Origin of the sequence: Opitutus sp. (assembly GCA_024998815.1) — a bacterium.
In the GTDB taxonomy this organism is placed as follows: Bacteria; Verrucomicrobiota; Verrucomicrobiia; order Opitutales; family Opitutaceae; genus Rariglobus.
Genome location: JACEUQ010000001.1, coordinates 674,941 through 690,056, shown reverse-complemented (window position 1 = coordinate 690,056; position 15,116 = coordinate 674,941). Strand labels below are relative to the sequence as shown.

13 protein-coding genes are annotated in these 15,116 nt (G+C 60.3%); 8 read left to right on the top strand and 5 right to left on the bottom strand.

The annotated features are described in order from the left end of the window. The first annotated feature begins 58 nt into the window (after positions 1–58). From H2170_02965 to H2170_02935, 7 genes are all read left to right on the top strand, one after another. Entirely contained in the window at positions 59–1,402 is a 1,344-nt protein-coding gene (locus H2170_02965; protein MCS6299051.1) for a DEAD/DEAH box helicase, read from the top strand. Between the two features lie 77 nt (positions 1,403–1,479). Beyond that, complete coding sequence (locus tag H2170_02960; protein ID MCS6299050.1) at positions 1,480–2,502, top strand: glycosyltransferase family 61 protein; 1,023 nt, start codon at positions 1,480–1,482, stop codon at positions 2,500–2,502. Positions 2,503–2,566: 64 nt separating this feature from the next. After that, entirely contained in the window at positions 2,567–3,049 is a 483-nt protein-coding gene (locus tag H2170_02955) for a beta-hydroxyacyl-ACP dehydratase (protein ID MCS6299049.1), read from the top strand. After that, complete coding sequence (locus tag H2170_02950; protein MCS6299048.1) at positions 3,049–3,867, top strand: SDR family oxidoreductase; 819 nt, start codon at positions 3,049–3,051, stop codon at positions 3,865–3,867. Before H2170_02955 ends, H2170_02950 begins: the two co-directional genes overlap by 1 nt. Then, positions 3,867–4,907 (top strand): 3-oxoacyl-ACP synthase III, encoded by a 1,041-nt coding sequence (locus H2170_02945; protein ID MCS6299047.1) that lies wholly within the window; start codon positions 3,867–3,869, stop codon positions 4,905–4,907. The genes H2170_02950 and H2170_02945 overlap by 1 nt, the downstream gene beginning before the upstream one ends. Next, a complete protein-coding gene (locus H2170_02940; GenBank protein ID MCS6299046.1) occupies positions 4,901–5,779 on the top strand; it encodes an alpha/beta fold hydrolase in 879 nt (292 codons plus the stop codon). The genes H2170_02945 and H2170_02940 overlap by 7 nt, the downstream gene beginning before the upstream one ends. Positions 5,780–5,836: 57 nt before the next feature. Further along, positions 5,837–6,286, top strand: coding sequence for a GatB/YqeY domain-containing protein (locus H2170_02935; GenBank protein MCS6299045.1), 450 nt, complete (start codon positions 5,837–5,839; stop codon positions 6,284–6,286). A gap of 251 nt (positions 6,287–6,537) precedes the next feature. Here H2170_02935 and H2170_02930 read toward each other — a convergent pair whose 3' ends face one another. The 4 genes from H2170_02930 to H2170_02915 form a co-directional block, all read right to left on the bottom strand. After that, entirely contained in the window at positions 6,538–7,248 is a 711-nt protein-coding gene (locus H2170_02930) for a hypothetical protein (protein MCS6299044.1), read from the bottom strand. Next, complete coding sequence (locus tag H2170_02925; GenBank protein ID MCS6299043.1) at positions 7,245–7,847, bottom strand: sigma-70 family RNA polymerase sigma factor; 603 nt, start codon at positions 7,845–7,847, stop codon at positions 7,245–7,247. Before H2170_02925 ends, H2170_02930 begins: the two co-directional genes overlap by 4 nt. A 157-nt stretch (positions 7,848–8,004) precedes the next feature. Then, entirely contained in the window at positions 8,005–9,537 is a 1,533-nt protein-coding gene (malQ, locus tag H2170_02920; protein MCS6299042.1) for a 4-alpha-glucanotransferase, read from the bottom strand. Between the two features lie 262 nt (positions 9,538–9,799). Continuing rightward, on the bottom strand, positions 9,800–11,137 hold the full coding sequence (locus H2170_02915) for a DEAD/DEAH box helicase (GenBank protein ID MCS6299041.1): 1,338 nt from the start codon (positions 11,135–11,137) through the stop codon (positions 9,800–9,802). 526 nt (positions 11,138–11,663) lie between these two features. Between H2170_02915 and H2170_02910 the strand changes: the two genes are divergently transcribed. Next, on the top strand, positions 11,664–12,122 hold the full coding sequence (locus H2170_02910) for an Hsp20/alpha crystallin family protein (protein MCS6299040.1): 459 nt from the start codon (positions 11,664–11,666) through the stop codon (positions 12,120–12,122). A 741-nt stretch (positions 12,123–12,863) separates the two neighbouring features. On the opposite strand, the gene ltrA is transcribed toward H2170_02910, so the two are convergent. Next, positions 12,864–14,564 carry a group II intron reverse transcriptase/maturase gene (gene ltrA / locus H2170_02905; protein MCS6299039.1) on the bottom strand — a complete coding sequence of 567 codons (1,701 nt, stop codon included), beginning with the start codon at positions 14,562–14,564 and terminating at the stop codon, positions 12,864–12,866. Positions 14,565–15,116 lie beyond the last annotated feature (552 nt).

The following is a 15,116-nucleotide window of genomic DNA, read 5'->3' as shown; positions in this document are numbered from 1 at the left end:
AAGGGCGGGGCGAATCTTTAGCATTCCCACCCGCCCGACCTGCGCTCATCGCTAGGCCATGTCTTTTTCTTCTCTCGGCCTGTCCGCGCCACTGCTCCAAGCCCTCGCCGAGCGCAATTACCTCACGCCCACGCCGATTCAATCCGCCGCCATTCCTGCGATCCTGCGCGGGGGCGATGTCTGGGCCTCCGCACAAACCGGTTCCGGTAAAACCGCCGCCTTCACCTTTCCGCTGCTGCAAACCCTCGCCGCCACCCCGCGCGGTCGCGGCCGGTTTGTGCGGGCGCTGATTCTGGTTCCCACGCGCGAGCTCGCCGCGCAAATCGGCGAAGCCCTTTTGGCCTATGGGCGCCATTTGCCCGGCACCGAGTCGTTTAAAACCATGGTCGTCACCGGTGGCGTTTCCATCAATCCGCAGATGATGGCGCTCAGCGGCGGCGCCGACATCATCGTGGCCACACCCGGGCGGCTACTCGATCTGGTTGATCACAACGCCGTGTCGCTGTCCGCAGTGACCACACTGGTGCTCGACGAGGCCGACCGGCTCTTCTCGCTGGGTTTTGCTGATGAACTCGCGCGCGTTATCGCCCTGCTCCCTGCACGCCGCCAGAACCTGCTATTTTCCGCCACCTTTCCTCCGGCGGTGTGGAAACTCGCCGAGAATCTTTTGCTTAATCCCACGCGCATCCAAATGCCCGCGGCGCCCACCGACACGCCCGACATTCAGCAACGCGCCTTCGAGGTCGACGCGCCGCTGCGCACCCAACTCCTGCGCAATCTCATCGAGCTCAATGGCTGGACTCGCGTGCTGGTTTTTGTCGCCACAAAGTACACCACCGAGCACGTCGCCGAAAAACTGCGACGCGCCGGAATCGACGCGGCCGCGCTTCACGGCGAACTCAGCCAAGGCGCGCGCACGCAGGCGCTGGCGGATTTCAAGGCGAGCCAGGTGCGCGTTCTCATCGCCACCGATGTCGCCTCGCGGGGCATCGACATTGCCAGCCTGCCTGTGGTGGTGAACTACGACCTGCCGCGCTCACCGGCCGATTACGTTCACCGCATCGGCCGCACCGGGCGCGCCGGCGAAAGCGGGGTCGCGGTGAGTTTTATCAGCGCGGAAACCGACGCGCATTTCCGCCTCATTGAGAAGCGGAACCGGCTGTCGATTGTGCGAGAACAACTCGAAGGGCTGGAGCCCACCGACGTCATCGTGCCGACTGCGCCGGGCACGGGAGGCGTTAAGGGTAAGCGCAAAAGCAAAAAGGATAAACTGCGCGAGGCCGCGGGCTTGCCCCCGACCACGCCGCCTCCAAGTGCCGGAAAATCGGCCGCTGCGCCGATGGCCGAGGAGCCCAAGGAGTATTTCTCGTGGTCGCCGCGTTTGCAGCCGCGCCGCCGCTAAAGCGTCAGGCGGGAGCCTAAGATGGAGCCTATGCTGGAGTCGCTGCCTGCGGACGGTTTCACCCGCATTAAAATCCCTTGAAGACGAGCACCTCCAGCTACCTGCCGCCGCCCGTCGCCTGCGAGCGGCTGGACGCCCTGCTCGCGCGTTTTGGCGGGAGTTATCTTGATTCGAAAAACGTAGAGACTGAGTCAGGCGCAACGTCCGCAGCCAGCTGGGTTGCGCAGTTGCCAGGCGGCCGGGTTTTTGGCTCCGGCACCGTGCTCGCCCCCGATGGAAGCTCCGTGGCTATTGATGTATCCACCGATTTCGGCGGGCCGGCCGATTCACATTGGCTACTCGGTTACCCCCAGATCCGGCGACCGGTGCGAATTGCCGGTGCGACGGCGGTGGTCGCGGTCAATCTCGGCACCCGCTATTGCCACTGGTTGCTCGAAGAGTTGCCACGGCTGCTGGCGCTGGAGCGAGCGGCGGGAACGGGCATTATTGTCAGTCAGCGCGCGCCGTTTATTCGAGAAGCCTTTGATTTGGGCCGTTTTTCAGGCCCGATTTTGGCGGTTGGGCGCCATACGCATTTTGAGTGCGAACAGCTTTTGATTCCACCGCTCACGGACAGGGCAGGGAACCCGAGCCCACTTGGGGTCAAGCGCGTGTATGAGTTCACCGCACCCTGGCGGGGGACTGCGCCTGTTTTTGGCGATAAAATTTACGTGAGTCGCGAAAACGCCGAACGCAGGCGCGTGCTCAACGAAGCCGAGCTGTGGCCGCAATTGGAGGCGCGCGGGTTCACGAAATTGCGGCTCGAGGAGCTCTCCTGGCTGGACCAGATCAACGCCTTCGCCCATGCCCGCGAAGTGGTGGCGCCGCATGGAGCGGGGCTGGCCAACTTGGTTTTCAGTCCAGCGGGCACGCGGGTGGTGGAGTTTTTCCACCGCGCGTATGTTAACCCCTGCTTCGGCCGCCTGGCGGAACTGAAAACCCTCGATTACCACGCCGTGATACCCCCTGGACCGGATGCGATTCGCCATGAACCCCGTGGGAACCGCCTCGACCTGCAGGCCGATGTGCCGGCCATCCTCGCCGCGCTACGAAAAAACTAGCGCCGAATCGGGCATTTCCGACCTTGCAGGGCAAGGGGAGTCTCGGTGTGGTTTCAGCCTTTCCATGTCCACCGCCGTCACCGACCTCATCCCGCACCGGCCACCCTTTCTTTTTGTCGACGATATCGTCGCCGAAACCGCCGACAGCCTCACCGCCCGCCGCACCTGGCGCGCCGAGGAAGATTTCTACAAGGGCCACTACCCCTCGGCACCCATCACGCCCGGCGTTCTGCTGTGCGAATCGGTGTTTCAAACCGGCGCCTTGTTCATGGCCAAGCAGGCGCTGGCCGCGGGTGCCAAACCCGGCGAAGGCGTGCCGCTTTTGGCCAAGATAGCCGATGTGCGCTTCCGCAGCCCCATTTACCCCGGTGACACGATTCTCATCGAGGTGAAGAAAAAGGAAGTGGTCGGCGCCTTCACCATGATGACCGGTGCGATCAAAAAGGCCGATGGCACCCGGGTGCTGACAGTGGAATTCGCCGTGGCCTGGAAAACGCCCGAGGGTGGCGCCGCCGCAGCTCAACAGCAGCAGCAGCAACAGCAGTGATGAGTGATTTCTTAAATCTCACCGGCAAGACCTTCGTGGTCCTGGGTGTCGCCAACAAAAAGAGCGTTGCCTGGTTCACCGCCAAAACTCTGGAGGAGCAGGGCGCAGTCGTGCTTTACAGCGTGCGCAGTCCCGCCCGAAAGGCGTCCTTGGAAACCACCTTGGCGGGCAAGCCGGTTTTCGTGTGCGACGTGGAGCAGGAGGGCGCAGCCGCCCGCCTCGCCGCTGACGTCGCCGCCGCTGGGTTTAACGCGATCCACGGCATCGTCCACTCGATCGCCTTCGCCAACTACAGCGAGGGGTTTAAACCGTTTCACGAAACCAAGCGCGCGGACTTCCTTCAGGCGACCGCCATCTCGGCGTTTTCGCTTGTTGAGGTGGCCAACGCGTTCAAGCCCCTGCTGGTCAAAAACGCCTCCGTGGTGACCATCGGCATCTCCTCGTTGCAGGTGACGCCCGACAACTACGGCTACATGGGCCCGATTAAGGCCGCCCTCGAGTCAGCTTCCCGGTTTTTAGCCAAATCATTCAGCGATCACAGCGAGGTGCGCTTCAACGTCGTCGGTTCCGGCCCGCTTAAAACCAGCGCCTCGGCCGGCATCCCCGGCTATTTGGAAAGTTATCTTTACGCCGAAAAACTCACCTTCCGTAAGCGTAATCTGAGTACGCAGGAAGTGGCCAACACCACGGTTTTCCTGCTCAGCGAGCGTAGCAGTGGCGTCAATGGCACCACTCTCGTCGTCGACGCCGGTCTCGGCAGTAACTACTTCGACAAAGAGGTCGTGCGGTTGGCCATGCGCATGGAGTCCAAAGCCTGATGCGTTTCAACCACACCTGCATCGAATCCCTCGCCGTCGCCTTGCCCGACGAGGTCCTGACCACGACCGACATCGAGGAGCGCCTGCGTCCGCTCTACGAGCGTCTGAAGCTGCCCTTTGGCCGCCTCGAGTTGATGACCGGCATTCGTGAGCGCCGGGTCTGGCCAGCTGGCACGCGTCCATCCGACGCCAGCGCAGCTGCCGGCAAAGCGGCCCTGGCCAAGTCCGGCCTGCGTGCTGAGCAGGTCGAGCTGTTTATACACAGTGCGGTGTGCCGCGATATGATGGAACCGGCCACCGCGTCCTTTGCCCACCGCAAGATCGGCCTGCCTGCCAGCGCCCAGATTTTCGATGTGTCGAACGCCTGCCTGGGTTTTCTCAACTCGCTCACCATCGCCGCGGGTCTGATTGAGAGCGGACAAATCAAATGCGCCCTAATCGTCTCCGGCGAAAACGGCGGCCCGCTTGTCCAGCAGACACTCAAAACGCTGCTGGAGTCGCCGCTGGATCGAAACGGCATCAAGCCGTTTTTCGCCAATCTCACCATTGGCTCGGGAGCGGTGGGTGCGGTTGTGTGCCACGAATCGGTTTTGCCTCGCGACTCAAGCCCGCATCGCCTGCTGGGTGGTATCGCCCGCGCGGCTACCGTGCACAGCGAGCTTTGCCAAGGTGACAACCACGGCGCCGAGGCGCTGGCCATGCAAACCGACAGCGAGGCTCTGCTCACCGCGGGTCTGGCGCTGGCGAAGGACACCTGGGATGCGTTCACCGCCGAAACCGGTTACGATGCGAACACGGCGGACCGGTTTATCTGTCACCAGGTTGGCAGTACGCATCGGCGCAAACTTTATGAGGCGCTGGGTCTGGATCTCGCCAAAGATTTTTCCACGTTTGAAACCCTGGGTAACACCGGTTCAGTTGCGCTGCCCTCCACGCTCGCCAAGGCGGTTGAAGCAGGCGCGGTGACCGACGGAACCAAGGTTGCGCTGCTCGGAATCGGCAGCGGTCTAAATTGTCTGATGCTCGCACTCGAATGGTAACACTACCCGACTGGCTTAAGCCCCTTTATCCTTTCACGCCGCGCTCGTTCGCGACCCCGCGCGGCGCGCGCATGAGCTACCTCGATGAGGGTGGCGACGGCGATGAGGCCGTGCTCATGCTGCACGGTAATCCGACCTGGTCGTTTTATTACCGGGAGTTGGTGAGGGCGGTCGCGCCGAACATGCGCTGCATTGTGCCTGACCACATCGGCATGGGATTATCCGAAAAGCCCCAGGACTACCCGTACACGCTGGAATCGCGTATAGGGGACGTGGATGCGCTCCTCACCCACCTTGGGGTTAAGCGTATTCATTTAGTTGTGCATGATTGGGGTGGGGCGATCGGTTTTGGCTATGCGGCGCGTTATCCCCAACGCATCGGCAAACTCGTCGTGCTCAACACCGGGGCGTTTCCCTCGCCGCACATCCCCAGTCGCATCGCCCTGTGCAAAACCCGTTTCCCCGGCTCCGCACTGGTGCGTGGGCTCAACGGTTTCGCGGCCCCCGCCGTGTGGATGTCGATGCACCGCCGCAAACTGAGCGCCGCCGAGAAACGCGGGTTTTTGCTCCCCTATAATTCGTGGGCAAACCGGGTCGCGGTGGACGCCTTCGTTAAGGATATTCCCATGCTGCCGTCGCATCCGACCTGGCGCACGCTCACCGATACGGCGGCAGGCCTGAAGAACTTTAAAAACAACCCCGCCCTCATCATGTGGGGCGGAAGGGATTTCTGCTTTAACGACTATTTTTACGAGGAGTGGGGCAAGCGCCTGCCCCAGGCGCAAAGCTACTACCTAGAGGATGCCGGCCACTATGTGCTGGCGGACGCCAATACCGAGGCGATCCCGCGCATCACGCAGTTCCTTCGTTAAACCGGTATCAGTCGGCTCGACAGGGGCTCGCGGGCGTTCACGCTGCGCCTTCAAACCATGGCCACGATTTACGAAACCCTCCGAGCCGACATCATCATCGCAGTCAAAGCGCGCGACAGCGCCCTTGCCACGATCCTACGCACCAACGACGGCGCCATTCAGCGTGCGGCGATGGACCTCAATAAGCCCATCGACGATGAGCTGGTCTTGGTGACCTTGCGCAAAGCCGTGAAAAACCTCGTGGCTGCCAACATCGAGTTCGCCAAAGGCGGTCGCAACGACCTGATTGAGGCCAACCTCAAGGAGATCGCCCTGGTCGAAAAGTACCTGCCCAAGGGATTCGACGCCGGCAAACTGGAGTCACTCGTCGCCGAGGCCATTGCCGCAACCGGTGCGTTAAGCAAAAAGGAGATGGGCAAAGTGATCGGCGCGCTCAAGCAGCACCCCGACGCAGGCCTCATCGATTTCGGTGCCGTCAGCAAGCTGATCCAGGCCAAACTGCCCTGATGCTCATCAGCGTTCAAATTTAGGTTTCGGGCATCCTTGAGCTCACGCTCAAGGCCACGAGCAGTGTGTTCGCGCAGGGTGTGGCCTTGAGCGTGAGCTCAAGGAGTTTACGTCGAGGTTTTCCTCTCCCCAAAAAGAACCGGTTTCATCGTTAAGCTGTCGGGAACGCGATTGGGTATAACGGCTAAATTTCAGCCGGTAAATCCGGACGCCGCTTAGTACACGGCGTCCGACGACCCGAGTGGCTCGCCTCACCGCGACAACTGGAACCCGGTGAACTCAGCGGAATTTTGCAGAGAATGGGGGCGCTTAAACACGTGCGTATCCACCGGGACCATGGTGCGTGCCGTGAAGGCCTGTTCGTCGAGAACGAGCGTGCTGCGGGGAAGCTGGTCAACCCGTTGCATCCACTCAAGGGCCTCACGGTCAGGCCCGGCGACTTGAGAATCGTCCGCGTTCTGTGCTGCCGCTAAACCAATTGCGACGAGCGAAGGGTGAACAGTGAAGGGCGTTACCACCACCACTTCAGGCTGCCTAGGCGAACCCGCAGCCACCAAAACCGGTGCCGATTGGACTGCGGCCAGCGCTGGGTTCCGTGCCACGGATGCCGGATCCGATTGGGGCGCTTGGTTGAGGATGATGACCAGCGCGAAACCCGCCGCCATGGCCAAGGTGGCAAGGCCGCCGAGTTGAAGCGGATACCAGCGGTGAGCGCGGCGCGGGGCCGTGATCTTGCGCTCCACGTCCTGTACTGAACGGGCAAAGCGGGGCGCAATCGGGGCGCAGGCGCGGGCGTTGCTGCCAAGTTGACTGCAAGCGCGTTGAAGCGCGCAGTATTCTTCGTAGGTCCGGCGCCGGGCGGGGCTACTGTGCACGGCGGCTTCGAGCTCAGCGGCCTCCGCTGCAGTGATCTGATGATCAAGGTAGAGGTTGAGCAATTCGGTAAAGCGGCGGTCGTTCATTTGAAGTCCTTTCCGATAGCCGCGCGCAGGCTTTCGCGGGCGCGGGCGATCCGGCTTTTAACCGTACCCACCGAAATGCCGAGAACCGCGGCGATTTCCTCGTAGGATAGGTTTTTGACGTTTCTGAGAATCAAAACCTCACGGTGCTTGGCACCAATTTTCTCCATCCCCAAAGCGATGTGATCGACGAGTTCCTGGTTCACCGTGATGTCACCCGGGGTGGCCATGTCGGTCGAGAAAACCTCCGAAAGCGGCGTGCTGTTGCTGTCGCTCACCGGTTGATCAAACGAGACCGTCTGATCGCGCCGACGCCGCCACCAATACCAGTAGCGGTTGCGCGCCAGGTTGGTGGCGATTTGGTACAGCCAAGTCGAAAACGCGGCCTCACCGCGAAAGTTCCCCAGCCCGCGATGTGCCCGGATAAACGCGTCTTGGGTGACCTCCTCGGCATCCTGCTGGTTTCGCAGGAGCTGATGGACCATTCCATAGATGCGGTCCCAGTGGCGGCTCACCATTTCATTAAACGCGGCATCGTCACCGCTTTTAAAGCGATCAACCAACAGACGATCCAAGGCGACCTCCTGAGCTTTGGTGGACATAAGTTCGGAGCTCGTCTGACGCGCGTAATCTTGAATTGTTCCCAATTTTTTTCCTCGGGTTATTGGGCTGGGGAGTTTGGCGATCTACGGGAATTCACCCAGGGCAGCCGGTTGTGGCTAGGCCGCTGGGTGAGCTCCTGGGTGGTTTATCCCGTTGTCAAACGCGGTCGTAGAGGACGCCGAGATCGCGCAGGTAGGCCGCACCGCCTTCAAAGTGAAGCGCTCGAAGTTGCGACTCAGAATAACGCCACTGCCAATTGCCAGCCGCTTCCCCAGGGGTATTCAGGCGGCCCTCGGAGCCCAAACTGAAGAGATCCTGGAGCGGGATTATCGCCATATTGCTGACCGAAGCGTAAGACGTGCGGATAAAATCCCAGCCGATTTCGTCGCCCGTGACATGCAGGTAGCGGCGAACATGATCGCACTCCTTCTCGGAGGCCGTCCGATACCAACCGAGTGTGGTATTATTATCGTGAGTACCCGGGTAAACAACGGAGTTAGCCGTGAGGTTGTGCGGCAGGTAACAGTTCTTGGCGTCGCCCCCGAAGGCGAATTGAAGAATCGTCATCCCGGGTAACCCTGTGGCGGCGCGCAAGTCGCGAACCGATTGAAACAAGTCGCCCAAGTCTTCTGCGATCATGCGCGCCTCGGGTAGGGCGGCGTGGACGGCGGCAAAGAACTTGAGGCCCGGGCCCTGTTTCCATTCACCCGTTTTGGCGGTTTTGGCCGTCGCAGGAATCGACCAGTAGGTATCAAAGGCGCGGAAGTGATCGATGCGCACGATATCGCACAGGGCGAAGTTTGCCTTCAAGCGGCTGATCCACCACGCGAAGCCTTCTGCGGCATGCGCTGACCAATCGTAAAGCGGGTTGCCCCAAAGCTGACCGTCGGCGGAGAAATAGTCCGGTGGCACGCCCGCAACCGCGAGCGGAACGCCGGTCTTGGAATCGACAAGGAATAGCTGTGGCGCAGCCCAGACATCGGCGCTGTCGCGGGCCACAAAGATAGGCGCATCACCAATAATCTCGATGCCCAGTGACTTTGCATGGTCACGGACCCGAGCCCATTGGCCAAAGAACAGGTACTGGAAAAAGGCATGTGCTTCGGCGCGTGCGGCGACTGTTTTGGCCAGCGCGGATTTCTTGGCTTTGGCGAAAAACCGCACCTCGGCGGGCCATTCCCACCAAGCGGCGCCCTCAAAGTGGTCCTTTAACCCCAAAAACAGCGCATAAGGCTCAAGCCAGGACCGATGGGCGTGTTTAAACGCTTCAAAGTCACCGTAGGGCAGGGCCGCTTTTCGCCCCTGGGAGACAAACGCGCTGAACGCTTTGAAAAGGAGCGGGAACTTGGTGACGTACAACCAGCCGTAATCCACGTGATCACGGGGCAGTTGGCGCACGTCATCCATGTCGGAATCCGTGAGCAAACCGCACTGAACAAGCGGGTACAGATCGATCAGGTAAGGATTACCGGCAAATGCCGAGAAGCACTGATAAGGAGAATCCCCATAACCCGTTGGCCCCAGCGGGCAAATCTGCCATTGGCGAATCCCGGCGTCTTTCATGAAGCCGAGCAGTGAATTAACCGAACCATCGAGAACGCCGATGCCTTGATCGTTGGGCAACGCGGTGGGGTGAAGGAGAACGCCGGAGGAGCGTGTTTGGAGCCAGGAGAAGAGAGGATGAGTCAAGGCGCGCAAGGGCTGTAAACGGCGGGATTTTGCCCCGCACCCTGATTAGACATAATGTTTATTGTGCGATTTATCGCTTGGGGCGAAGTCCTTGCACAAAGGTCAGATCAGAGAACAGGAACCGGTCAAAGCCGACAAAAACACTGCCCCTCATGGTGACCGAGTCGAACGAAAACTCGGGCGCCCTTTGTGGCCGGGCGCATCCCGGTTTTTTGAGACGCTTCAGCGGTTACTGCCGACTCCGGCGCTGGGGTTAGCGCCGTTAGCGGCCCTTACGGTCGCGCCAGTGGGCGCCGGGTTTTCCCTTGGAATGCCAATTCGGATTGCCGCCACCAAAGGGTTTTCCGCTCGATTCAAAACTCTGGTTTTTGCCGCGTTCGCCCTTGCGTTGCCCACCCGTGCCAAGGCGTTGCTGGCCGGCGCGGCGCGGGGAGCTGGCCTGCGCGTTGCCCGGATCGATGCGCGGGGGCTGGCCGCCTTCGTAGGCAAAGCCGTCAAGCGTGCGCAGGGGAATCGCTTGCCCGATGAATTTCTCGATCGCCACGACGTCGTTGGCCTCTTGCGGGGTCGCCAGCATGATCGCGTCGCCTTTTTCCTGGGCGCGCCCGGTGCGGCCAATGCGGTGCACGTAGTCCTCGGGGTGCTGGGGCACGTCGAAGTTGATCACATGGGAAATGCCCGCCACGTCGATGCCGCGCGCGGCGATGTCGGTGGCCACCAAGATGCCGTACTTGCCCTTGCGGAAGCCTTCCAGCGCGGCCACCCGCTCCGACTGGCTGCGCTCGGCGTGGATGACACCAACGGGGTGGTTTTCCAGGCGCAGTTGGTGGGCAATGGCATCGGCGCCTCGGCGGGTGCGCGCGAAGATAATCACGCTTTTAAAATCGTCGCGCTTGAGCAACTCCAGCAGGAGCTCGATTTTTTGGTGGTCGAGTACCGCGTGAATGGCGTGGTTAACCGAATCGGTCACCGGCTGCGTGCTGGCGATGGCGATGCGTTGGGGGTCGCGCAGGGCGAAGCGGGCGACTTCGGCCAACTTAGGCGGCATCGTGGCCGAGAACAGCAGGGTTTGGCGCTGGGCCGGGCATGCTTTGACGATGGCTTTCACGTCCTCGATGAAGCCCATGTCCAACATGCGATCGACCTCGTCGAGGACGAGGACCTCGATGGAGTCGAGTTGCAGCATCTTGGTGTCGAGGAACTCGCGCAGGCGGCCGGTGGTGGCGATGACCACGTCTGTGCCGGCGCGCAGGGCGTTGCGCTGCGGCCCAACAGTTACGCCACCGTGCAGGACAACAGACTTAAAGTCGGTGAATTTGCCCAAGGCGATGAATGCTTGTTCGACCTGAATGGCGAGCTCGCGGGTGGGCTCAAGGATGAGCACCCGAGGGCCGGAATCGCGGTGGGGGCCTAGCCGGTTGAGGATGGGCAGGGCAAACGCGGCGGTTTTACCCGTGCCGGTCTGGGCGGATGCCACCAGGTCGCGGCCGGAGAGCACGGCGGGGATCGCCTTGGTTTGAATGGGCGTGGGCTCGGTGTAACCTAAGGCCTGGGCGCCGCGCACGAGGCTGGAATAAAGACCGAGTTTGGAAAATGGCATGCGCAGACGATGGACAGGTTGTGGCGCCGTTGGCGAGGGGGAGCGTCGCGTTTTTTTAGGAACGCAGACTCGGACGACACGGAGGCCGTTTCGCCGACCAAGGGAGGGCCCACCTCCGTGTGGGCTGGCTCGGGAAAAGTAGCGCAGACTTCCAGTCTGCTTTGGGGCCGGCACACGCAGGCAGCTGAGGCAGACTGAAAGTCTGCGCTACTTGACGGAGGTCGTCCCTCCGGGGTGTGAACGCGTGCGGTGGCACACTAAAATGAGACGCAAAGCGCGACAGCGCGGCGCCGATTAGCGCCAAAAGGTGGCAGCTCGGCGCAGCCCCGCGCGAGCCTCTTTAGCCCTGAAATCCGCTACCCTTTGCGCAAAAATAACAAGCACTGCGCGCCCACCTGCCGCGGGGCGGTGGCACTGTCCATGCAAGCTTGTGATCAGGCCGCACCCCGCGGCCGCTCTCGGCCTCCGGCTCGGGTAACGGAAGCAGAGAAAAGCCAGTGATTACCCGGACAAGGAAGCACGCACCATGAGAACGATTACCCGTTGGGATCCCGTGAGGGAATTGAATGAGTTCCAGAATCGACTAGCGCCTTTTTTTGGCCGGTCGGTCCTGCCTGCGATACAAGATGAGTCGTCCGAATTGATGACCAGTAGCGAATGGGCCCCGTTGGTCGACATCGCCGAGGATGACAAAGCCTACCTCATCAAGGCGGAACTGCCCGAGGTGGAGAAAAATGATATCAAGGTTACGCTGGAGCGCAGTGTTCTGACGATCTCCGGCGAGCGTAAGGCCGAAAAAGAAGAGAAGGGAAAACGGTTCCACCGGATTGAACGCTCCTACGGGTCGTTCGTTCGCAGTTTCACCCTACCCGATGATGCCGATGGCGAGCACGTTTCGGCGGACTTCAAGAATGGTATCCTTCACGTGCGAGTGCTGAAGACCGAACAGTCCAAGCCCAAACAGATCGACGTCAAAGCCGCCTGATTACGTCCGGTCGACGCGAGTGTCCCCCGCCCCCCCACCCCACCAACGGACGCGAAGCCCGTGAAATGCCGCAACCGACGACCCCGCACCAGCGGGCAAGGTGTTGTTAAAGTTAACCCTGAAAAGAGTGCCGCAGGCGTAGGCGTGTGGGAGACAAACCGCTCAGCGATCCAGCGAAGGCGGGCAGGCCCTTGAGGGCTGGCCCGCCTTTTTTTTCGCGGGGAGCAGGCCTTAAAATGCGTACCTTCAGGATAAAAACCGGATGATTTAGCCGCAAAAAAGCGCAGGAGTCGCAAAACGAGCCCGCGACGATTTCGGTGGGACGACCGCCAATCCATTGGCCACAAAAAACACCAAATGACACAAAACGAGGGCAATGATCCCTTTAACCGCGAAGGCTCGCGAAGGAAGTAGCGCAGACTTCCAGTCTGCTTTGACTCAATCCCAGCTCGGAAACCCTGAGCAGACTGGAAGTCTGCGCTCTGGAGTTTGGCCCCTGACTAGTCGAACGCAGATCAGCCGAATCCTTGAGCTCACGCTCAAGGCCACACGCTTCGCGAACACACTCCTTGTGGCCTTGAGCGTGAGCTCAAGGTCTGGAGTTTGGCCGTTTAGTAGAGTAGAGAGAGCCGCGCGTCGGTAACCCGTCAGCGCGACCCTCCCCCTCGTCAAACCGTGCAAGCGGTTTTCCCGCACACGGCTTACCGAGTCCCCATTCTTTCGGTTTGGTTTCAGCGGAGTTCATTGCTTCCAAGCCGCCGCAAGCGGCCAGTGCCATAGTTTGTATTGACCATGCAAACGGTCGTCGGTGAAGAACTCGAAGAGTCCGTGGGTGCGGCTATACTTTCGCCACAGCCACCGCCGCAACCGGTTGCGCACAAAAGCCTGCTGGTTACTAAACACGTGCGTGCTGTTGCCGTAATGAAACGCCGTCGCCCAACCGCGAGTGATTTGGTTGACCTTGCGGACCACCGCCACCGCCGGTTGGTTGCGCGTTCGCACATCTAGCTCCATCCGCACTTTGTCGCGTAACTTGGCCAGACTTTTCGCACTGGGTTCCACGTGCGGATACCTTCGTTTGCTCTTCATGCCTTGCCGCCATGCGACGGAAAAACCGAGGAACTCAAAGCCTTCCTTTCGTGTATCCACCAGTCGGGTTTTCTCTTCGTTGAGCTTTAACTTACGTGCCTCCAGCCACCGTTTCAGTCGCGTTTGCAGCCCCGCCCCTTGACCCGGTTTGCACAGGATCAGGAGGTCGTCGGCGTAACGCACCATCGTCGGCTTTTGTTCGCACTTCTCATTCACCGCATGATCGAGGTCGTTGAGGTAGAGGTTCGCCAGCAGAGGCGATATAACTCCGCCTTGTGGCGTGCCACACCGGTTCGCGCTCACCTTGCGGCACCCCGTGTCCCGGTCCTCTTCCACGATGGGTGCGCGCAGCCACGTTTTTATTAAACGCAACACGCTCCCATCGCTCACCCGTTTGGCCACCAATTGCAGGAGTTCGCGGTGCGGGATCATATCGAAGTAGCTCGATAAATCCGCGTCCACCACCTCCACCTTTCCGCTCAGCAGGGCCTCTTTAACTTTGTCCATCGCCTGATGGGTCCGGCGTTTCGGCCGGTAGGCGTAGGAGTGGTCATGGAAGTCCGCCTCCCAGATGGGTTGCAACACGATCGCCGCCGCACTTTGCACCACACGGTCTTTTACCGTGGGGATGCCCAGCGCACGACGTTTGGTCCTGGCCTGATCCTTCCATATATAGACGCGCAGGACCGGACTGGGTCGGTAGGTTTTCGTTCGCATTTCCTCCGCCAGCGCAAGCAGCCATGCCGCCCGATAGGCTTCGTTCTTTACGAGCGTTTCCACCTCGAACCCGTCCACTCCCGGCACGCCGTCATTGGCGATCACCTGATCGAGCGCATCCGACAGAATGTCCTGCCGATACAGCTCTCCATACAAACTATAGAACCGCCAATGCGGCTCCGCTTTTGCTTTCCGATATAGCACACGTTGCAGCTTCCGAACCTTCGGTGACGTTTTTATCCAGAGTTCATCACCCCAGCCATCGTCGGGTCCTTTGCCGCTCTGTGATGCGTGGGAACAAGTGCCCTCCCTTCGCTCCCCGGCGGTTTTAATGTCCGCTAGATCATCACTACTATGGAGGTCTCCGACTCCTGCCACGGCCCGTCCGGCCTTACGAGGTTTTGCCGCGCTTGTGCCGGTGGTTGAGGCATCGCAAGACGCCCCACCGCCGCAGGTCTCACCACTTAACCTAACGACCTTTCCCACCCCGCCGCCCCCGCTGACTCCGCCGACGTGTTGATCGGAAATCAACGATTTAGGTCCTACGTCTTTGCGAGACTGCCTTTTCCGATCCTTGCAGGCTTCACCGTTCAGGTAGCGGCTGGACTCGTCGGTTGTTTCGGTAACGGAGCTCATTGGATGGGGTTCACCTTCGTTGCGGCTGACTGGTTCGGGCACACGGTCGTGCTTTCCGGCGAGGCCTCGCGGCCTGCATCCGTGACCGGGCCCTTCGACCGCGAATCGTTAAATTCGGTCGAACAGACTTTCACTGTTATGGTTGTTAGTTTCATGGTCGCACACCTGAATTCCGAAGTTCAAACCAACCACAGATTACACAGATTGCACAGATACAATCCCTTAGGAGGTAAACGGACTCAGCTTGATTCCCTTTTTTTCATCCTGTCTTCAAATTCAGTAACACTCTGTTATCTGTGCTCATCTGTGAATTCCGTGGTTAAAACTTCGGCGTTCGGGTTTAACTCGTGCCAAGAACCATACAGGTGCTGCGCATCATGTATGGCGATCTGAGCTGATCACTCCGGAGAGTTTCGCAGACTTCGCAACAGCCACCCTCACGTCAACGAACTCATCGAAACCCATGCCGTTGCTACCTGCGGTACGATTCTACCTTAGCTGGGGGGGGGATCTCAACTCGTTTTGGGGCCAAACTCCAGTGAGCAGACTGGA

Coding starts and splice junctions, on each gene's coding strand:
- H2170_02940 (MCS6299046.1), top strand. CDS start 4,901: ATGGTAACACTACCCGACTGGCTTAAGCCCCTTTATCCTTTCACGCCG.
- H2170_02935 (MCS6299045.1), top strand. CDS start 5,837: ATGGCCACGATTTACGAAACCCTCCGAGCCGACATCATCATCGCAGTC.
- H2170_02950 (MCS6299048.1), top strand. CDS start 3,049: ATGAGTGATTTCTTAAATCTCACCGGCAAGACCTTCGTGGTCCTGGGT.
- H2170_02925 (MCS6299043.1), bottom strand. CDS start 7,847: ATGTCCACCAAAGCTCAGGAGGTCGCCTTGGATCGTCTGTTGGTTGAT.
- H2170_02910 (MCS6299040.1), top strand. CDS start 11,664: ATGAGAACGATTACCCGTTGGGATCCCGTGAGGGAATTGAATGAGTTC.
- H2170_02955 (MCS6299049.1), top strand. CDS start 2,567: ATGTCCACCGCCGTCACCGACCTCATCCCGCACCGGCCACCCTTTCTT.
- H2170_02945 (MCS6299047.1), top strand. CDS start 3,867: ATGCGTTTCAACCACACCTGCATCGAATCCCTCGCCGTCGCCTTGCCC.
- H2170_02915 (MCS6299041.1), bottom strand. CDS start 11,137: ATGCCATTTTCCAAACTCGGTCTTTATTCCAGCCTCGTGCGCGGCGCC.
- ltrA (MCS6299039.1), bottom strand. CDS start 14,564: ATGAGCTCCGTTACCGAAACAACCGACGAGTCCAGCCGCTACCTGAAC.
- H2170_02930 (MCS6299044.1), bottom strand. CDS start 7,248: ATGAACGACCGCCGCTTTACCGAATTGCTCAACCTCTACCTTGATCAT.
- H2170_02965 (MCS6299051.1), top strand. CDS start 59: ATGTCTTTTTCTTCTCTCGGCCTGTCCGCGCCACTGCTCCAAGCCCTC.